Annotated in this window: 21 protein-coding genes; 15 read left to right on the top strand and 6 right to left on the bottom strand. The window is 62.3% G+C overall.

What is annotated here, in order from left to right:
- Positions 1-30: 30 nt before the first annotated feature.
- Genes AC1D1B_RS26090 through AC1D1B_RS26080 form a run of 3 tightly spaced genes read right to left on the bottom strand, consistent with a single transcriptional unit; the run spans position 31 to position 3,300 of the window.
- Positions 31-1,041: a GNAT family N-acetyltransferase gene (locus tag AC1D1B_RS26090; RefSeq protein WP_477335711.1), complete on the bottom strand. Its 1,011-nt coding sequence runs from the start codon at positions 1,039-1,041 to the stop codon at positions 31-33.
- On the bottom strand, positions 1,034-2,011 hold the full coding sequence (locus AC1D1B_RS26085; protein ID WP_477335709.1) for a hypothetical protein: 978 nt from the start codon (positions 2,009-2,011) through the stop codon (positions 1,034-1,036). Before AC1D1B_RS26085 ends, AC1D1B_RS26090 begins: the two co-directional genes overlap by 8 nt.
- Positions 2,008-3,300 carry a glycosyltransferase family 4 protein gene (locus AC1D1B_RS26080; RefSeq protein ID WP_477335707.1) on the bottom strand — a complete coding sequence of 431 codons (1,293 nt, stop codon included), beginning with the start codon at positions 3,298-3,300 and terminating at the stop codon, positions 2,008-2,010. The genes AC1D1B_RS26085 and AC1D1B_RS26080 overlap by 4 nt, the downstream gene beginning before the upstream one ends.
- A 282-nt stretch (positions 3,301-3,582) precedes the next feature.
- Here AC1D1B_RS26080 and AC1D1B_RS26075 point away from each other — a divergent pair, with 282 nt between their 5' ends.
- Both AC1D1B_RS26075 and kdsA read left to right on the top strand, forming a co-directional pair.
- Positions 3,583-4,455 (top strand): VOC family protein, encoded by an 873-nt coding sequence (locus tag AC1D1B_RS26075; protein WP_477335705.1) that lies wholly within the window; start codon positions 3,583-3,585, stop codon positions 4,453-4,455.
- On the top strand, positions 4,452-5,312 hold the full coding sequence (gene kdsA, locus AC1D1B_RS26070; RefSeq protein ID WP_477335703.1) for a 3-deoxy-8-phosphooctulonate synthase: 861 nt from the start codon (positions 4,452-4,454) through the stop codon (positions 5,310-5,312). Before AC1D1B_RS26075 ends, kdsA begins: the two co-directional genes overlap by 4 nt.
- A 52-nt stretch (positions 5,313-5,364) precedes the next feature.
- Here kdsA and AC1D1B_RS26065 read toward each other — a convergent pair whose 3' ends face one another.
- The gene (locus AC1D1B_RS26065; protein ID WP_477335701.1) at positions 5,365-6,039 is read right to left on the bottom strand and encodes a hypothetical protein; all 675 of its coding nucleotides are present in this window, start codon (positions 6,037-6,039) and stop codon (positions 5,365-5,367) included.
- Between the two features lie 144 nt (positions 6,040-6,183).
- On the opposite strand from AC1D1B_RS26065, the gene AC1D1B_RS26060 reads away from it, so the two are divergent.
- The 13 genes from AC1D1B_RS26060 to AC1D1B_RS26000 all read left to right on the top strand — a co-directional run bounded on the left by AC1D1B_RS26060 (position 6,184) and on the right by AC1D1B_RS26000 (position 17,597).
- Entirely contained in the window at positions 6,184-6,387 is a 204-nt protein-coding gene (locus AC1D1B_RS26060; RefSeq protein WP_112395110.1) for a dodecin family protein, read from the top strand.
- 143 nt (positions 6,388-6,530) lie between these two features.
- Positions 6,531-6,896 (top strand): PRC-barrel domain-containing protein, encoded by a 366-nt coding sequence (locus tag AC1D1B_RS26055; RefSeq protein WP_477335699.1) that lies wholly within the window; start codon positions 6,531-6,533, stop codon positions 6,894-6,896.
- A gap of 391 nt (positions 6,897-7,287) precedes the next feature.
- Positions 7,288-8,562 (top strand): phosphopyruvate hydratase, encoded by a 1,275-nt coding sequence (gene eno, locus AC1D1B_RS26050; protein ID WP_477267088.1) that lies wholly within the window; start codon positions 7,288-7,290, stop codon positions 8,560-8,562.
- A 137-nt stretch (positions 8,563-8,699) separates the two neighbouring features.
- Positions 8,700-9,023, top strand: coding sequence for an FtsB family cell division protein (locus tag AC1D1B_RS26045; RefSeq protein ID WP_352558862.1), 324 nt, complete (start codon positions 8,700-8,702; stop codon positions 9,021-9,023).
- A gap of 195 nt (positions 9,024-9,218) precedes the next feature.
- Complete coding sequence (gene pdhA, locus AC1D1B_RS26040) at positions 9,219-10,265, top strand: pyruvate dehydrogenase (acetyl-transferring) E1 component subunit alpha (protein ID WP_477335697.1); 1,047 nt, start codon at positions 9,219-9,221, stop codon at positions 10,263-10,265.
- Positions 10,266-10,280: 15 nt separating this feature from the next.
- Positions 10,281-11,672, top strand: coding sequence for a pyruvate dehydrogenase complex E1 component subunit beta (locus tag AC1D1B_RS26035; protein ID WP_477335695.1), 1,392 nt, complete (start codon positions 10,281-10,283; stop codon positions 11,670-11,672).
- 21 nt (positions 11,673-11,693) lie between these two features.
- A complete protein-coding gene (locus tag AC1D1B_RS26030) occupies positions 11,694-13,064 on the top strand; it encodes a pyruvate dehydrogenase complex dihydrolipoamide acetyltransferase (RefSeq protein WP_477335693.1) in 1,371 nt (456 codons plus the stop codon).
- A 14-nt stretch (positions 13,065-13,078) separates the two neighbouring features.
- Positions 13,079-13,504, top strand: coding sequence for a hypothetical protein (locus AC1D1B_RS26025; protein ID WP_477335691.1), 426 nt, complete (start codon positions 13,079-13,081; stop codon positions 13,502-13,504).
- Positions 13,501-14,142, top strand: a complete 642-nt coding sequence (locus tag AC1D1B_RS26020; protein WP_477335689.1) for an SGNH/GDSL hydrolase family protein — start codon at positions 13,501-13,503, stop codon at positions 14,140-14,142. Before AC1D1B_RS26025 ends, AC1D1B_RS26020 begins: the two co-directional genes overlap by 4 nt.
- Positions 14,143-14,167: 25 nt before the next feature.
- Positions 14,168-15,616: a dihydrolipoyl dehydrogenase gene (lpdA, locus tag AC1D1B_RS26015; protein WP_181056889.1), complete on the top strand. Its 1,449-nt coding sequence runs from the start codon at positions 14,168-14,170 to the stop codon at positions 15,614-15,616.
- Positions 15,617-15,718: 102 nt separating this feature from the next.
- Entirely contained in the window at positions 15,719-15,976 is a 258-nt protein-coding gene (locus AC1D1B_RS26010) for a GlsB/YeaQ/YmgE family stress response membrane protein (protein ID WP_181056890.1), read from the top strand.
- A gap of 128 nt (positions 15,977-16,104) precedes the next feature.
- Entirely contained in the window at positions 16,105-17,082 is a 978-nt protein-coding gene (lipA, locus tag AC1D1B_RS26005) for a lipoyl synthase (RefSeq protein ID WP_477267081.1), read from the top strand.
- 53 nt (positions 17,083-17,135) lie between these two features.
- Positions 17,136-17,597 carry a type II toxin-antitoxin system RatA family toxin gene (locus AC1D1B_RS26000; protein ID WP_477267080.1) on the top strand — a complete coding sequence of 154 codons (462 nt, stop codon included), beginning with the start codon at positions 17,136-17,138 and terminating at the stop codon, positions 17,595-17,597.
- Here the strand turns inward: AC1D1B_RS26000 and AC1D1B_RS25995 are convergent.
- Both AC1D1B_RS25995 and AC1D1B_RS25990 read right to left on the bottom strand, forming a co-directional pair.
- Positions 17,573-18,082 (bottom strand): CinA family protein, encoded by a 510-nt coding sequence (locus tag AC1D1B_RS25995; RefSeq protein ID WP_477267079.1) that lies wholly within the window; start codon positions 18,080-18,082, stop codon positions 17,573-17,575. The genes AC1D1B_RS26000 and AC1D1B_RS25995 overlap by 25 nt on opposite strands.
- A complete protein-coding gene (locus AC1D1B_RS25990; protein WP_477267078.1) occupies positions 18,079-19,302 on the bottom strand; it encodes a bifunctional 2-C-methyl-D-erythritol 4-phosphate cytidylyltransferase/2-C-methyl-D-erythritol 2,4-cyclodiphosphate synthase in 1,224 nt (407 codons plus the stop codon). Before AC1D1B_RS25990 ends, AC1D1B_RS25995 begins: the two co-directional genes overlap by 4 nt.
- Positions 19,303-19,326: the final 24 nt, after the last annotated feature.

Raw genomic sequence — 19,326 nt, 5'->3', positions numbered from 1 at the left:
ACCTCGCCAGTTTTTCACTCGCCAGTTTCTTCAAAGGCGGAATTCATACATAGGGCTACGCGAGCAGCCGAAGCCGGCCTTGAAGGGCTCGTCGCCGATGGTGAAATCGAATGAGGTGCCACCGTCCGCCGCCCACGCCGCCATGACACGGTCGAGTGCGACGCGGCCGGGAGAACGGCGGCCATGGATGGGGTAGTTGCAGGCGAGCAGAATGTAACGAAAGCATCCGCCGTCGACCAATCCGAAGACAAGCGCGATGCAACCGTCTTCAGTGGCGAGGCGGTAAGTTCGCGCCAGTCCGGAGCGTGCCCCTTTGGTGGCGACGTCGACGTAGAATTCGAAGCCATGCGCCGCCTGCAACGGATCGTTGGGAAAGCGCCCGGCGCGGAAATTGCGTGCCGCAACCATGGCAGCACGAACATCGTGGGGCTGCACGAGCTCCAGCCGCAACCCGCCTGGATCGGACAGCCGGCGTGCCTTGCGGTCGAGCGTCGTCGCCTGACGGGTTCCGAGATTGGAACGCCGCCAATCGGCGTAGGGATAGCCGTAACGCACGGCATGAGCGCCGAAGTCGAGCGTCACGGGTTCGGCTCCCAGCAGCGATCGCCATTGATGCACATGGTCCAGATGAACCGGTCCGATCGCCAGCCCTTCATGCGGGCCAAGGGCATCCAAGAACTGATGCGTCGCTTCCGCCTCGAGTTCGGTGCCATCGGCGATGATCGGGCAAGCGTAGTCAGTCACCTCCAGAAAGGCGTATTCGATTCTGCTCGACCCATCTTGCGCGGCAAGCCGGACAAGCGGAACGAGCAGGCGAAGGTCGCCACCGCCATCCCGGCCGGTCACCACAAGCGGCGTTGCACCATGCACCGGCGCGACGTGGCGGTAGAAAGCGGCAAGCCAGTCAGGATGCTGGAAGGCCGAGGCCCGCGCCTCGCTGAACAGCCGGCGGTATTCCACCGAACCGAAATCGAAACGGTCGGTCGCCTCGAACCTGATTGACCGGCAGGCTGTCAAACTGCGCGGGGCAAGGTCAAGCACGCTTCAGCCCCGTGAAGAGCCGCTTGAACATCTGCTGCCGCTGAAGGGCCGGGTCGTCGAGCACAATGCGGTCGCGACTCGGCATGTTGATGGCGCGCAGCGCCCCATACAGCCTGTCCTCGGCAAGCCGCTGCGTCTCGATTCTCGCCGGATAAGTCTCGCGATACAGCGTGCGATGCGAGGCATGGTACGGGTTGGTGTTGATCTCGAAAATCTGCGGACGCCCGTCCACCAAGGAGAAGTCGGCGCGGCCATAGTCGATGCCGGCAAGATCGAAGGCCTGCCGCAGGACGTCATCGTAGAGGTTGTCGGTGACGAAACGGCGCTCATTCTCGACGAAACTGTCGAACATCGGATGCTCGAGCACACGCTGTTCGTCCTCAACATCCTTGGCCACCCAGCTGAAGTCGACGACATTGTGATGGGCAATCATGCGGTAGCCGGCGCGATAGGTGGCAAAACGCTGCCAGACACCGGGGCTGACCTCCTGGCCGGTATATTCGATGACCAGTTTTCCGATCAGTGGAATCCCGTTCTGCTTCATCCGATTGAGCGTTGCGTCAAGCGCCTCCTGATCGGGGATGAGTTCGAGATCGCCGGAGAGATGGTCGAACTCGTTGCGGATAAAGACCGGAAATGAATTCGGCCGCGGCAGGCTTTCGCAGCGCCAGGCCGAGAAGCCATTGATCCCCGCCTTGTTGAGAGTGGTCAGCAACTCATAGCGGCCGTGCACACGAGCCGGATGATTGAGTACTTGAGCGCCGCCTTGCTCGAGCTTGTTGGCAAGCTTTGCGGCGAGCGCGATCTCGAAGTTGGAGAGACGTTCGTGGTCGGTGAATATCCAGGTGCCGGAGCTCACCTCCTTTTGCCGGAACAGCCGTTCGTAGCTCCAGCGGCGCGCATTGCCCAACTGATGCACCAGATGGCGCACGGTGTAGGCGTGACTGCGCGTGGTGACGAAGTTGATCAAGCCGTATCCGGCGTGCCGCCGTCTCCCCGCAACACCATCCCCTCGGCCGGGTAGTGTGATCCATTCGCGGCGCTAGTGAGTATCGAAGCATAGAGATCGAGGTTGAGCGCGACCGCTGAACCGATCGAAAAATCGCCGACCCGCCGGAGACCGCGCTCGACGAAGACCTGGCGCGCCGCTTTGTCGGCGATGAGTTCCAGCGTTCGCTCGACAAGCTCCGCGCACCGGCCTTCCGATACCAGCGCCAAAGCCGGCGGCGAGCCGGCGACGTCAGCGACGCCGCCTACGGCATAGGCGACGGCAGGAACGCCGGCGGCCATCGCCTCGAGCAGGACGCTGCCCAGCACCTCGCGCCGCGACGGCAGGATCATGACATCGGAAATCCTGAAAGCCTTCTTCACTTCAGCCGGCGACAGGAAGCCGGTGATGGCCCAACAGCCGGGCCGCACGATCGCGGCTAGTGCGGCTTCCAGCTTGCGCCGGTCTGGGCCGTCGCCGCAGATCAACAGGAAAGCCCCCTGTTCCGACAGTCGCTCGACAAAGGCCGGCAAATCCTGCCAGCCTTTTTCGGCACTGATGCGGCCGATGAAGCTGACGACCGGCCGGTCGGCGGGAATGGCATGTTCGACTCGAAACGCCTGCAGCACTTCGGGGGCGATCGGGTTTTGAAAGGCTGCTGCGTCAACTGCATCGGCAATCACCGCCACCTTGCTGCGATCGAGACCCATCTCCGCGGCAATCTCGCGGCCATAGCGTTCGGTGAGCGCAATGACGCGGGCGGCGGCGTGCAGCGCCTTCTGCTCCAGCCAACGGGTGACGTCATAGGGCTTGCCCTTGAGCCGCAACGCTTCTTGAAAACCCGACCACAGCGGCGTGTTCATCGACACGACAAGTGGGATGTTCAACCAGCTGACGAGGAGCGCCATGGCTCTGCAAGACATGGAATGGTTGAAGTGGATGTGGACGACGTCATAGCGGCCGCCGGCGCGAAAAAACTCCGGCAGCGCCGCCAGGAACCAGGTGAAGCAGAGTAGGGGGCCTGCCATCCGTTCAGGCAGCCACCAGCCGGCACATTCGACGCGCATCCTGGGCGACAGCTGCACTTGCCGTGGGCTGCCCGGAATGTAGGTGGTGAGCACAGTCTGGGAGATGCCCGCACTGTCCATGCCTTGCGCGATGGTCCAAGTCTGGTTCTGCAGCCCGCCGACCGGGTCGAAGGCCACCGGCCAGACGCCGGGGCGATAGAAATGCGGCGTGATCCGCAATATCCTGAACGTGCTGCCCGTCATCTATCGCTCAATCCAGAAGTTCAAACGGGCCAGAAGTTCAAACGGGGCAACGGTTGCCATTCGAAAACCGAATCGCACTTCCGCGCCATTTCACCCAAAGCGAGACCGCTGACATCTCCCGCGCGGGGGATGCCGCGGCATCAAATTGACTGTTGATTGAGGAAAATTGCAGGAAACGGCATCGGAATGGCATGCTCCTTCATGGGCGGACGCCGCCGCGATCCGGGTGCTGCGGGCGGAAATGCTTGAACCGATTTCCGGAATGATGCACACCGCGCCGGCATGACCAGCTCAACCCATCCGCTCGACCATCTCGTGCTACCGACGGCGAGCCTCGCGGTGGCGCGGGCGCGGCTGACATCGCTTGGTTTCATCGTCGCGCCGACTGGCATTCATCCCTTCGGCACCGAAAATTGCTGTGTCTTCTTCGCCGACGGCACCTATCTCGAACCGCTCGCGGTCGGCGACAAGCAAGCAGCGGCGAACGCGATTGCCGATGGCAATGTCTTCGTCGCACGCGACCGGCTCTATCGCGCCAGCGTCGGCGATGAGGGATTTTCCGCTATAGTGCTGGGTACCGGCAATGCCGATGCCGATCATGCGCGCTATGCCTCGGCCGGCCTGTCGGCAGGAGACGTGCTGAGCTTTTCGCGCGCCTTCACGGACGCGGCCGGAAAGAGCGACATGGCCTCGTTCAAACTGGCTTTCGCGTCCGGCGACGAGGCGACGGACGCCTTTCTGTTCGCCTGCGAGCGGATCAATGCCCCAAAAATCGACCGCACGGCGCTGCAGGCCCACGCCAATGGCGTGACCGGCATTGCCGAAATCGTGGCGGTCAGCGACGCGCCGTCCGAACAGCGCGGCCTGATCTCGACGGTGGCAGGCATGAAGCAGGAGAGTGGCGCGGTCTTCAACCTGCCGAATGCTGTCATAGCCGTGCTTGAACCCGCGGCCTTTGCCGCGCGCTTCGGCATTTCGGCCGGCTTGCCGACAGAGCTTCGCTTCGCTGCGATCGTCTTTTCGGTCCGTAGTGCCGACGCCACCGCCAGCCTGCTTGCAGATAATGCCATCCAATACGATATAGCGGGCAATGATATTGTCGTGCGGCCGGCATCCGGGCAGGGCGCGGCTTTCATCTTCCGGGAGATCCCATGAGCAAGCCCCAAGCGCCCAATTCGATGGCGCCCAATTCGGCGGTAACCGTCGGCAACGTCGTCTTCGACAACAGCGGGCCCTTGGCGCTGATCGCCGGCCCGTGCCAGTTCGAATCGCGCCAGCATGCCTTTGACATGGCCGGCGCGCTGAAGGAATTGACCGGCAAGCTCGGCATCGGCCTCGTCTACAAGACCAGCTACGACAAGGCCAACCGCACCTCGCTGTCGGCAACGCGCGGCGCCGGGATGGATGCGGCACTTCCCGTCTTCGACGAGTTGCGCAAGGAATTTTCGCTTCCCATTCTGACCGACGTCCACACCGAGGAGCAGTGCGCGATCGTCGCGCCGCATGTCGATGTGCTGCAGATACCCGCTTTCCTGTCGCGCCAGACCGACATGCTGGTTGCGGCCGCCAAGACCGGCAAGGTTATCAACGTCAAGAAGGGGCAGTTTCTCGCGCCCTGGGACATGAAGAACGTCGTCGCCAAGATCACCGGCTCCGGCAACCTCAACGTGCTCACCACCGAACGCGGCGCTTCCTTCGGCTACAACACGCTGGTGTCGGACATGCGCGCTCTGCCCGTGATGGCCGAGATCGGCGCGCCGGTGATTTTCGATGCCACCCATTCGGTGCAGCAGCCGGGCGGGCAGGGCGGTTCTTCCGGCGGCGAGCGCCGCTTTGTCGAGACGCTGGCCCGCGCCGCCGTTGCCGTCGGTGTGGCCGGTGTCTTCATCGAGACCCACCAGGATCCGGACAATTCGACCTCCTCCGACGGCCCGAACATGCTGCCGCTGAAGGACATGCCGGCCTTGCTTGAAAAGCTGATGGCGTTCGACCGCATCGCCAAGGGTCGCTGAAGCATCCTGACGGGTGCGATATGCTAGCGCCCGGACATCAGTTGTTCTGGCCTTATCGCCTCATGTCGATCGCGAAGACCGCGTAGTAGTCGACGCCCGTCATCGGCGCCGTGACGGTCAGTATCCAGCGCACGTTGCCGTGCTGGCGCTCGTAAACCGGCGGTCCGTTCGATGGCAGCGCATCGGCCGGAATTGCGAAGGCGAAAGGAATGCCCATGCTCGACTGCACCGAACCACGCGGGACAACGAGCTTTTCCTCGTATTTGAGTTCTTCCTTGTAGGTCGATTTGTCCCCGGCGCTTGGATTCACTGCCGGTCCGCCGACGCGGTAAGTGCGGATGCATCGCAATTTGACGATGTAGTCGCCCGAAGGGGCCAGATCGCGGCTCGACCGCAGCAGACCTTGGAAGCGTCCGCCGGGTTTTGCCGGACCAGCCTCTAGCGTCGTTGCGCCGAATTTGCGCACGCGCAGCGTGTCGCGGATCGCCTTCGGCAGCGAATAGAGGCCAATGACCGCGAACACGACGGGGACGAAGACGAGCGGACTGAATTCGCGGTCGGTGACATTGAAATTGAGCGGCAGTTCGAAATACCAGGGGATCAGGACCGCGATCAGCAGCATGGCGCCGGCAAAGAAATAGCCGCTGGACGCATTGGCCGCATTGGCGTCGACCACGGGTTCCGGCGGCTGTGCCGCTGCTGGCTGCCGACTGCGCCTTCGAGCCATTGCCGCCTCACCAAAGACCGGACGTTCTTTCAATGCCATGCCGGGCGGTGGCGTGACAATGCCTCGTAGGCGCCGACGCTTGTGGAAGGCATAAGCCGGCTGTAGGCTCCTCCTCGCAAATGAGCGTCTTGGCAGGAGGAAGCCATGTCTGTTGCCCGCGTCACCGAAATCACGTCGTCGTCGAAAAAGAGCTTTCAGGACGCCATCGAAAAGGGAATTGGGCGCGCATCCAAAACCCTGAAGAACGTCGAAGGCGCCTGGATCCAGGACCAGAAGATCGTCGTCGAGGACGGCAAGATCGCGGCCTATCGCGTCAACATGAAGGTGACTTTCATCCTCGCGGAGTGAGCGCCTGGCAACTCCTTGTTGGAGCATGATCTTTTCCGAGAACCGGTTCCTACTTTTCGGGATCATGCTCTGAAAAAGTCGGGAACTTTAGCCCGCGCCCCTCATTGTCAAAGTACGATCAACGACAATGAGGAGCATCAGACATGACCACCCAGACAGGCCACACCGAAGCCATCGCCGCTTCGCGCGTCATCGGCACGTCGGTCTACAACACCGAAGGCAAGAGCATCGGCAGCATCGAGGACATCATGCTCGACAAGACGTCGAACGGCATCATGTTCGCGGTGATCGGCTTTGGCGGTTTTCTCGGCATCGGCGAGAAGTATCACGCCATTCCGTGGGCGAGTCTCGACTACGACGAGAACAGGGGCGGCTATGTCGTGCCGTTCTCCAAGGATCAGCTGAAGGCGGCACCCGCCTACTCGATCAATGAGCTGGCCGGCGCCGATGGCGAGACCGCGCGTGACGCTTCCTATGACTACTACAAGGTCACGCCCTACTGGCACTGAGCCGCTGAACTAACGGCCGGATGCGAAAAGGCCCCCGAAACCGGGGGCCTTTTCAATTCAAGGGATGGTTCCTACTCTGCGACGTAGAGGGTCGACAACTCAGTCGCAGCCTTTGGCGGCTGCTGGTTGTCGCATGACGTCAGGAACGCCGCCGCGATCAGGAACAAACTCACGATACCGCTTAACTGTGACATGGCGAAACTCCTCCAGTTTCGCCCCGCGCAGCATGATCATAGACCAGAAATCACGATGCCGCGCATGAATTATGATGACAGAAATTTGCGCTTCGTGAATCGCTGACGCGGCACTATTTGCAAGCGCCCCGATTGCCTTTTGCGGCACTTTGGCTAAGAGGGGCGCGACGCTTCATCGATCAATCGGGGACATCGCAATGACCGCCATCATCGACATTATCGGGCGTGAAATCCTGGACAGCCGTGGAAATCCGACCGTTGAGGTCGACGTCGTTCTCGAAGACGGCTCGATGGGCCGCGCTGCCGTGCCGTCCGGCGCCTCGACCGGCGCCCATGAAGCCGTCGAACTGCGCGATGGCGGCGCCCGCTATCTCGGCAAGGGTGTGTTGAGGGCCGTCGAAGCCGTCAATGGCGAGCTGTTCGAGGCGATCGGCGGCATGGAAGCCGAAAACCAGATCCATATCGACCAGACCATGATCGAGCTCGACGGCACGCCCAACAAGAGCCGGCTCGGCGCCAACGCCATCCTCGGCGTGTCGCTGGCTGTTGCCAAGGCAGCGGCGGAAGCCGCCGGCCTGCCGCTCTACCGCTATGTCGGCGGCACCAAGGCGCATCTCCTGCCGGTGCCGATGATGAACATCATCAATGGCGGCGCGCATGCCGACAACCCGATCGACTTCCAGGAATTCATGATCCTGCCGGTCGGTGCGCCGACTTTGCGCGAAGGCGTGCGCTGGGGTTCGGAAATCTTCCACACGCTGCGCAAGAAGCTCAAGGATGCCGGCCACAACACCAATGTCGGTGACGAAGGCGGTTTTGCCCCGAACCTGAAGAGCGCGCCGGTGGCTCTCGATTTCATCATGGAATCGATCGAAAAGGCCGGCTTCAAGCCGGGCGAAGAGATCGCGCTCGGCCTCGATTGCGCGGCGACCGAATTCTTCAAGGACGGTAACTACGTCTATGAAGGCGAGAAGAAGACCCGCGATCCCAAGGCGCAGGCCAAATACCTGGCCAAGCTTGCCGCCGACTATCCGATCATCTCCATCGAGGACGGCCTGGCCGAGGACGACTGGGAAGGCTGGAAGTATTTGACCGATTTGATCGGCAAGAAGACGCAGCTGGTCGGCGACGACCTGTTCGTCACCAACACGGCGCGGCTGCGCGACGGTATCCGCATGGGCGTCGCCAATTCGATCCTGGTCAAGGTCAACCAGATCGGCTCGCTGACCGAGACGCTCGACGCCGTCGAGACCGCGCACAAGGCGGGCTACACCGCTGTGATGTCGCACCGTTCGGGTGAAACAGAGGATTCGACCATCGCCGATCTCGCCGTCGCCACCAATTGCGGGCAGATCAAGACCGGCTCGCTGTCGCGCTCCGACCGCATGGCCAAGTACAACCAGCTTATCCGCATCGAGGAAGAGCTGGGCAAGCAGGCGCGCTACGCCGGCAAGTCGGTGGTCAAAGCGTAAATTCTGCAGCATTGGCTGACATGACGAGGGCGGGATTTTTCCCGCCCTTTTTCATGGCCGTTGTTGCCAAATCCGTCTGTCCGTAACCGTCCATTAAGCACAATCGGGCGAGATAGGACGGTCAGAGGATTGCGACCATGTGGACACGCCAGCACAAGCAGAGAAACACCGGCCGGCTGATCATCCCGTCGCTTTGCGTGGCGTTCCTCGCCTATTTCGGCTTCCATGCCTATCATGGCGAATTCGGCATCTATTCCAAATACCAGCTCGAAGCACAGACCGTCGAACTGCAGGCCAAGTATGATGCGATCAAGGCGCGCCGGGTCGATCTGGAGCGTCGTGTCCAGCTCATGCATGAGGGCACGCTTGAAAAGGATATGCTTGACGAGCAGGCGCGCAGAGCGCTCAATCTGTCCCAGGCTGATGAAATCACCATCATGCTGCCGGCGAATTCGAAATAACTGAATTTCAGTTAATCGCTGTTATCCCCAATGATTCTAAATGTTTAGACGCATGCCAGCCATGCATTTTTCTGCATGGCGAAACGCGGTCTTGCATGTTAGCTTCCTTTAAATCGGTGGGGAGGAGCTGATCCTCCCCAGAGCAGACTTGATCTGCTTTAGTGTCCGCAAAGAGACGCCAACAGGGAGTGATGCATGGCCACCGCCGCCAAAAAAGCGCCTGCCAAATCCGTCAAATCTACATCCGCCAAATCAACGGGGCTTTCCGCCCCCAAGCCGGCCGACTTCACCAAGGACGAGGAGCTTGCCGCCTACCGGCACATGCTGCTCATCCGCCGCTTCGAGGAAAAGGCCGGCCAGCTTTACGGCATGGGCTTCATCGGCGGCTTCTGCCATCTCTATATCGGCCAGGAAGCGGTCGTCACCGGCATGAAGATGGCGCTGATCCAGGGCGACCAGATGATCACCGCCTATCGCGACCATGGTCACATGCTGGCGATGGAGCTTTCGCCGCGCGGCGTCATGGCCGAGCTGACCGGACGCCGCGGCGGCCTGTCGAGGGGCAAGGGCGGCTCCATGCACATGTTCTCCAAGGAGAAGCATTTTTACGGCGGCCACGGCATTGTCGGCGCGCAGGTGTCGCTCGGCACCGGCTTGGCCTTCGCCAACCGCTACCGCGACAACAACAATGTGTCGCTGACCTATTTCGGCGACGGCGCGGCCAATCAGGGCCAGGTCTATGAAAGCTTCAACATGGCCTCGCTGTGGAAGCTGCCGGTGATCTACATCATCGAAAACAACCGCTACGCCATGGGCACTTCGGTGTCGCGCTCGTCGGCCGAAACCAATTTTTCGCATCGTGGCGCCTCGTTCAAGATTCCGGGCATCCAAGTCGACGGCATGGATGTGCGTGCGGTCAAATCCGCCGGCGACCAGGCGACCGAATGGTGCCGTGCCGGCAATGGGCCGATTATCCTGGAAATGCAGACCTATCGCTATCGCGGTCACTCGATGTCCGATCCGGCGAAATACCGTTCCAAGGAAGAAGTGCAGAAGATGCGCTCCGACCACGACCCGATCGAACAGGTCAAGGCGCGGCTGACGGCCAAGAAGTGGGCAAGCGAGGACGAGCTCAAGAATATCGACAAGGAGGTCCGCGACATCGTCGCCGACGCCGCCGAATTCGCCCAGCACGACGCCGAGCCGGATCCGTCCGAGCTCTGGACCGACATCGTATTGTAACGGGAGGGCAAGGACATGCCGATCGAAATTCTCATGCCCGCTCTCTCGCCGACCATGGAAGAGGGCAATCTTTCCAAGTGGTTGAAGAACGAGGGCGACAAGGTCGTCGCCGGTGACGTCATCGCCGAGATCGAGACCGACAAGGCGACGATGGAAGTCGAAGCCGTCGACGAAGGCACGATCGGCAAGATCGTGGTTCCCGCCGGCACCGAAGGCGTCAAGGTCAACGCGGTGATCGCCATTTTGCTGCAGGACGGCGAAAGTGCCGCCGATGCCGGCAAGGCTGCCGCACCCGCCAAGGCCGAAGCGCCGGCAAAGGCTGAAGCCCCGGCCGAAGAGGCCGCTCCGGCCGCCAAGCCGGCTCCTGTTGCTGCCGCGCCGAAAACAGAAGTTGCCGCCGATCCCGACGTTCCGGCCGGCACCGAGATGGTTTCGACCACGGTGCGCGAAGCCTTGCGCGATGCCATGGCCGAGGAGATGCGCCGCGACGGCGATGTCTTCGTCATGGGCGAGGAAGTCGCGGAATACCAAGGCGCGTACAAGATCACGCAAGGCCTGCTGCAGGAATTCGGGCCGCGCCGCGTCGTCGACACGCCGATCACCGAGCACGGCTTTGCCGGCGTCGGCGTCGGCGCTGCGATGGCAGGCTTAAGGCCGATCGTCGAGTTCATGACCTTCAACTTCGCCATGCAGGCGATCGACCAGATCATCAACTCCGCCGCCAAGACGCTCTATATGTCGGGCGGCCAGATGGGCGCGCCGATCGTGTTCCGTGGGCCGAACGGGGCGGCTGCCCGCGTCGGTGCCCAGCATTCGCAGTGCTACGCAGCCTGGTACAGCCATATCCCCGGCCTGAAGGTGGTGATGCCGTACACGGCCGCCGACGCCAAGGGCCTGCTCAAGGCCGCGATCCGCGATCCGAACCCGGTCATCTTCCTTGAAAACGAAATCCTCTACGGCCAGTCCTTCGACGTGCCGAAGCTCGATGATTTCGTGCTGCCGATCGGCAAGGCGCGCATCCACAAGCAGGGCAAGGACGTCACCATCGTCTCCTTCGGCATCGGCATGACCTACGCCATCAAGGCGGAGGCCGAGTTGCGCGGCATGGGCATCGATGCCGAGATCATCGATCTCAGGACCATCCGCCCGCTCGACCTCGACACAGTCATTGCCTCGGTGAAGAAAACCAACCGCCTGATCGTGGTCGAAGAAGGTTTCCCGCAGAGCTCGGTCGGCGACCACATCGCCAACCAGGTGTCGCAGCGCGCCTTCGACTTCCTCGACGCGCCGGTCATCACCATTGCCGGCAAGGACGTTCCGATGCCCTATGCGGCCAACCTCGAAAAGCTGGCCCTGCCCAATGTCGGGGAAGTCATCGAGGCGGTCAAAGCCGTCACGTATCGCTGAGCCCGGCGGGAGGACAAACAGATGCCAATCAACATCACCATGCCGGCACTCTCGCCCACGATGGAAGAGGGCAATCTTTCCAAGTGGCTCGTGAAAGAGGGCGACAAGGTTTCGCCGGGCGACGTGATCGCCGAGATCGAGACCGACAAGGCGACGATGGAAGTCGAAGCGGTCGATGAAGGCACGGTTGCCAAGCTGGTGGTTCCGGCCGGCACCGAAGGCGTCAAGGTCAATGCGCTGATCGCCATTCTGGCCGGCGAAGGCGAGGATGCCGGTGCCGCGGCAAAGGGCGGTGGCGATGCCGCGCCCAAGGCCGAGGCCCCGAAAGCTGAGGCTCCCAAGGCTGAAGCGCCGAAGGCAGAAGCCGCTGCCGCAGCGCCAGCGCCGGCCAAGGTGGAAGCCGCTCCAGTTGCTAACGGCCACGCCGCGGGCGAGCGCACCTTTGCCTCGCCGCTGGCTCGTCGCATCGCCAAGGATGCCGGCGTCGATGTGTCCGCCGTGACCGGCACCGGCCCGCATGGCCGCGTCGTCAAGGCCGATGTCGAGGCGGCGATTGCCGGTGGTGGCGCCAAGGCGGCTCCTGCCGCGAAGGCCGCACCTGCCGGCGCTCCGGCGCCTGCGCCGGCTGCGGCACCCAAGGCAATGTCCGACGAGCAGGTGCTGAAGCTGTTTGCCGAAGGCTCCTACGAGCTCGTCCCGCACGACAATATGCGCAAGACCATTGCGCGGCGGCTTGTCGAGGCCAAGACCACCATCCCGCACTTCTACCTGACGCTCGATTGCGAGCTCGACGCGCTGCTTGCACTGCGCACGCAGTTGAATGCCGCCGCTCCGACGAAAAAGACCGACAAGGGCGAGGCTCCCGTCTACAAGCTGTCGGTCAATGACATGGTGATCAAGGCGATGGCGCTGGCGCTGATGGCGGTGCCGGATGCGAACGCGTCGTGGACCGACACCGCCATGGTCAAGCACAAGCATGCCGATGTCGGCGTTGCCGTGTCGATCCCCGGCGGCCTGATCACGCCGATCATCCGCCATGCCGACGAAAAGACGCTGTCCACCATCTCCAACGAGATGAAGGATCTGGCGAGCCGCGCGCGCAGCCGCAAGCTGAAGCCGGAGGAATATCAGGGCGGCACCACCGCAGTGTCCAATCTCGGCATGTTCGGCATCAAGGACTTTGCCGCCGTCATCAACCCGCCGCATGCGACGATTCTGGCGGTGGGTGCGGGCGAGCAGCGACCCGTGGTCAAGAACGGCGAGATCAAGATCGCCAACGTCATGTCGGTGACGCTGTCGACCGATCACCGTGCTGTCGACGGTGCGCTCGGCGCCGAACTTCTGGTCGCTTTCAAGCGCATGATCGAAAACCCGATGGGCATGCTGGTCTAGGGAAGGAAAAGGCGGTGCGGACATTCTTCACCTCCTTCATGGCCTTCTTCCTGTCTTTGCTTTTTGGCGCCATCGTTGCAGTGGGGCTGGCGATAAACACAGATGCGCACGAGGAATACATTCTCGTGTTCATCGCGTGCGGGTTGGTCACCACTGTTGTGACGATACTGTTTTTCATTGCACAGTTTGTCCCCAATCCCCTCAAGGCCATCAATTGGGTGGGGATCGGTACATTCGTGTTGTTCGTGCTGATCGGTTTCGGCTTGATCGGCTGGACTTTTTCCCAACCACCCGAGGGACGCGATTGGGGAGGGAACCTGCCAATCATCGCGGGTTTGGTTCTGCCGAGCCTGGTTACGATTGCGGTGCATTGGCTGTTCGTACGCTGGCGGGTCATGCGCGGGCAGGCGGATTTTGGCAGAGGCGAGGCAAGCGCGTGAAGACAATTCTCTGCTATGGCGATTCCCTGACCTGGGGCTATGACGCGGCGAGCCTCGGGCGCCACGCTCTGGCAGACCGCTGGCCGAGCGTGCTCAAGGCGGCGCTGGACGACGACGGCATCGAGGTCATTGCCGAAGGCCTGAACGGCCGCACCACAGCCTTCGACGATCATCTGGCCGGCGCCGACCGCAATGGCGCCAGGTTTTTGCCGACAATCCTGACCACCCATGCGCCAATCGACCTGATCGTCATCATGCTCGGCGCCAATGACATGAAGCCGTGGATCCATGGCAACCCGGTCGCGGCCAAGCAAGGCGTGCAGCGGCTGATCGACATCGTGCGCGGCCACGATTACCCGTTCGACTGGGCCGCACCGCAGATCCTGATCGTGGCGCCGCCCGCGGTCAGCCGCACGGACAATGCCGAATTCAAGGAAATGTTTGCCGGCGGCGACGAGGCCTCGAAGCGGCTGGCGCCGCAATATTCGATCCTTGCCGACGAAGCAGGCTGCGGCTTTTTCGATGCCGGCACGGTGGCCGAGACCACGCCGCTCGACGGTGTCCATCTCGATGCGGAAAACACGCGCAACATAGGTAAGGCATTGGCGCCGCTGGTGCGCGTGATGCTGGAACTCTAGACAAAGACAATCAGGGAGAAACCCCGTGGCAGAATCCTACGACGTCATCATCATCGGCTCCGGCCCCGGCGGCTATGTCACGGCGGTGCGGTCCGCCCAGCTCGGCTTCAAGACCGCGATCGTCGAGCGTGAGCATCTCGGCGGCATCTGCCTCAACTGGGGCTGCATCCCGACCAAGGCGCTGCTGCGCTCGGCCGAGATCATGCATTATTCGGATCATCTGAAGGACTATGGGCTGAAGCTCGAAGGCGGCAAGGTCAGCGCCGATACGGCGGCCGTCGTCGACCGCTCGCGCAAAGTCTCGTTGAGGCTGAATGGTGGCGTTGCCTTCCTGATGAAGAAGAACAAGGTCGACGTCATCTGGGGCGAGGCCAAGCTGTCGAAGCCCGGCGAGATCGTCGTCTCCAAGACGGCCAAGAAGCCGATGGAACCGCAGCCGCCGGTGCCGAAAGGCGTCAAGGGCGAGGGCACCTACACCGCCAAGCATATCATTCTCGCCACCGGCGCCCGGCCGCGCGCTCTGCCCGGCATCGAACCGGACGGCAAGCTGATCTGGACCTATTTCGAGGCCATGGTGCCGAAGGAGATGCCGAAGTCGCTGCTGGTGATGGGCTCCGGCGCCATCGGCATCGAATTCGCCTCCTTCTATCGCACCATGGGCGCGGAGGTGACCGTGGTCGAGCTGTTGCCGGCGGTGATGCCGGTCGAGGACGCCGAGGTCTCGAAATTCGCTCAGAAGCAGTTCGAGAAGCAAGGCATGAAGATCATCCTCGAGGCCAAGGTGACCAAGGTCGAGAAGGGTGCGAATTCCGTCACCGCGCATGTCGAGATGAAGGACGGCAAGGTCGAGAAGATCACTGCCGATCGCATGATCTCGGCCGTCGGCGTGCAGGGCAACATCGAGAATCTCGGCCTCGAGACGCTCGGCGTGAAGACGGATCGTGGCTGCGTCGTCGTCGACGGCTACGGCAAGACCAATGTGCCCGGCATCTACGCAATTGGCGATGTCGCGGGGCCGCCGATGCTCGCCCACAAGGCCGAGCATGAGGGCGTGGTGTGCATCGAAAAGATTGCCAACTTCCCCGGCGTGCATGCGACCGACAAGCTGAAGATTCCGGGCTGCACCTACTGCAACCCTCAGGTCGCTTCGGTCGGGCTGACCGAAGCCAAGGCGAAAGCCGAGGGCAAGGACATCCGCGTTGGCCGCTTCCAGTTCGGCGCCAACGGCAAGGCGATCGCGCTTGGCGAGGACCAGGGGTTCATCAAGACCATCTTCGACAAGAAGACCGGACAGCTGCTTGGCGCGCATATGGTCGGCGCCGAAGTGACCGAACTGATCCAGGGCTTTGTCGTGGCGATGAACCTGGAGACGACAGAAGAAGAGCTGATGCACACCATCTTCCCGCATCCGACGCTGTCGGAGATGATGAAGGAAAGCGTGCTCGACGCCTATGGGCGCGCGCTCAACGCATGATAAATTGCTGCCGCGAGACTCAGACGCATGCGCCGGAGGAACCTTACGGCAAGGCAGTTCGTTTCCGGGTGCATTTTCACCTGACACTGGAGGAGTTGGCATATGGACGTGAATGGCGTGGGCTGGATTGCAGCCATCATCATCGGCGGCTTGGCCGGATGGCTGGCCGAGATGGTCATGAAGAGCAACACCGGCATCTTGATGAACATCATTATGGGCATTGTCGGCGCGGTGGTGCTGAACGCAATTCTCAGAGCCCTCAACATCGAGCCCTTCGGCGTCGGCTGGCTCGCCTACCTGATCACCGGCTTCATCGGCGCCTGTCTGCTCATCTTCGCCGGGCGGCTCATTCGCCGCTAGAGCCCCGCTATGCGAAAAAGGCTGTGGCGGCATGCGCTGCCGCGGCCTTTTTCTTTGCCCCGAAAAGTCTTAGATGACGTTTTAAAGGCGAACGCCGACGGGCGGACGCCAACAAAGTCAGGTTTGAGATGGTCACTGTCCTCGACACGATCGCCAATGCGCCGCGCCTGCGGCACCCCGAAAAGGCGCACAAGCCCGACCAGGAGGTGCTGCGCAAGCCAGACTGGATCCGCGTCAAGGCGCCGGTGTCCAAGGGCTATGCCGAAACGCGCGAGATCGTGAAGTCGCACAAGCTAGTCACGGTGTGCGAAGAGGCCGGCTGCCCCAATATCGGCGAATGCTGGGAAAAGAAGCACGCCACTTTCATGATCATGGGCGAGATCTGCACACGCGCCTGTGCCTTTTGCAATGTCGCCACCGGCATCCCGACAGCACTCGATGCCGATGAGCCGGCGCGCGTTGCGCACGCCGTCAAGCAGATGGGGCTGACCCATGTCGTCATCACCTCGGTCGACCGCGACGATCTTGCCGATGGCGGCGCGCAGCATTTCGCCGACGTCATCCGCGCCATCCGGGCGGCGACGCCCTTGACCACGATCGAAATCCTGACGCCCGATTTCCTGCGCAAAGAAGGCGCGCTGGAGATCGTGGTGGCTGCGAAGCCCGACGTCTTCAACCACAATCTCGAAACCGTGCCGTCGAACTATCTGACGGTGCGTCCGGGCGCGCGCTATTTCCACTCGATCCGGCTTTTGCAGCGGGTCAAGGAGCTTGATCCGTCGATCTTCACCAAGTCTGGCATCATGGTCGGCCTCGGCGAGGAGCGGAACGAGATCCTGCAACTGATGGACGATCTGCGTTCGGCCAATGTCGACTTCATGACCATCGGCCAGTATCTGCAGCCGTCGAAGAAGCACCATCCGGTGATCCGCTTCGTCACGCCGGAGGAGTTCAACTCCTTCGCCACGATCGGCAAGACCAAGGGTTTCCTGCTGGTGGCGTCGAGCCCGCTGACGCGCTCCTCGCATCACGCCGGCGACGATTTCGCCAGGCTGCGGGCGGCGCGCGAGGCGCAGCTCAAAAAAGCAGCCAACGCCCTGCTTTAAGTGATGCATGTCGTTGTCTCAAAACCGGGGCCACTTTTGAGCGACATGCATTAATGCCGAAATTCGAAGCCACCCGCCGCGTTGCCCACACGCCGGAGCAGATGTTTGCGCTGGTCGCCGATATCGAGACCTATCCGCAATTCCTTCCGCTTTGCGAGGCGCTGACGGTGCGCTCGCGCAAGGAGCGCGATGGCCGCACCATTCTCGTCGCTGATATGAGCATCGGCTACAAGGCGATCCGCGAGACTTTTACGACGCAGGTGCTGTTGAAGCCGGACGAGAACACAATCGACGTCAAATACATCGATGGGCCGTTCAAATATCTGAGCAACATCTGGCGATTCGAGGCGGCCGATGGCGGTGGCTGCAGCGTCCGCTTCTTCATCGACTATGAGTTCAAGAGCCGCATTCTCGGCGCACTGATGGGCACCATGTTCGACCGCGCCTTCCGCATGTTTTCCGAAGCCTTCGAAAAGCGCGCCGATGTGATCTACGGAACGACGCCCATTTCGTGAGTGTCGCCGAGCGCCCGTAGGCCGATCTCAAGCGCATGCTTGACCGTTTCGCTGCGGATGAAGTCGCGGCCATTGTCGGCAAACAGATTGAGCTCGGCGGCCACAGGCCCACCCCGCAGCGCCACCCCGAACCAGACCAGGCCGACCGGCTTTTCCGACGAACCGCCGCCCGGACCGGCAATGCCGGTGACGGCAAGCGCCAGGCCGGCGCGCGAGCGGGCCAATGCGCCGGCAGCCATCTCCAGAACCGTTTCGCGCGAGACGGCGCCATGCGCATCGAGCGTGGCGGCCGAGACGCCGAGCATCTCCATCTTGGCTTCGTTGGAATAGGTGATGAGGCCGCGATCGACGACGGCGGACGAGCCGGCAATGTCGGTGAGTGCGGCAATGATCATGCCGCCGGTGCAGCTTTCGGCGGTCGCCAGCATAATGCCGCGCTGCTGGCAGGCCTGGAGCAGAGCGTTAGCGAGGTCGGTGTTGCTCATGCCGGGACGTCCCCGGGAAAGACGACGCTGGCGGTGGCGATGGCGGCGATGCCTTCCTCGCGGCCGACAAAGCCGAGTTTTTCGTTGGTGGTCGCCTTGATCGAGATGCGATCGCCGGAAATGCCCAGCATTGCCGACAAGGCCTTAGTCATAGCCTCGCGATGCGGGCCGACGCGCGGTGCCTCGCAGATCAGCGTGATGTCGGCATTGGCGATGCGCCCGCCGCGTTCGCGCACCAGCTTTGCCGCATGTTCGACGAAGATCTTTGAAGCCGCGCCCTTCCATTGTGGATCGGAGGGCGGGAAATGCGTGCCGATGTCGCCGGCGCCGCAGGTGGCAAGCAGCGCGTCGGTCAGGGCATGCAGGCCGACATCGGCATCCGAATGTCCCGACAGCTTTTTGCCATGCGGAATGGCGACGCCGCACAAGGTGACATGATCGCCGGGCTCGAAGGCATGCACGTCATAGCCATTGCCGGTGCGGATGTCGGGAAAACGCTCGCCGGTAAGCCGCTGATCCGCCATCGCAATATCCTTTGCCCAGGTGAGTTTGACATTGTCCGGCGACCCCTGGACGATTTTGACCGGAATGTGCGCCCATTCGGCGATTGCGGCATCGTCGGTGAAATCCGTCTTGCCGAGGTGATGGGCCTTTTCGTGTGCGGCGAGCAGCGGCCAGAACGGAAAGCCTTGCGGTGTCTGCGCGGAATGAAGGCCGGCCCTCGGCACCGTCTCCTCGATCATTCCGCTGGCCGATTCGCGCTTCAGCGTGTCGGCGACGGGGAGCGCCGGCAGCGCGCCCTGGCGCTCGCCAATGGCCGCGATGGTGCGGTCGATCAGGGCCGCGTCGACAAATGGCCGCACCGCATCGTGCACGAGGACACGGCCCGGCGCTTGGTCCCTTAGTTCGAGCAGTCCCAGCCGGACCGAAGCTTGGCGCGACTCGCCGCCGACTACGGTGGTGACCCGTTCGGCATTGGCGCCGGCTGCCTTGTCGAAAAGCGCACGGTCATCGGCGTGGATGGCGACGACGACGGGGCCAATCTCAGGGTGTGCCAGGAACGTCTCCAGCGTGCGGGCGATGACGGCGCGGCCGCCGATGCGCTGATATTGTTTCGGCCCGTCGGCCTGTCCGGCGCGCGCGCCGCGGCCGGCGGCGACGATGACCACGCCGACCTTGTCGGTCGTTGGCCCGACCAGTTTTTCGCTTGCTTCTGTCATGCCGAGAGGCTTAGTCGCGGCTCA

It is taken from the genome of Mesorhizobium sp. P2_C5_2, from assembly GCF_056404535.1.
The sequence above is the reverse complement of the archived record's forward strand: the minus strand, read 5'-3'. Positions and strand labels throughout refer to the sequence as shown.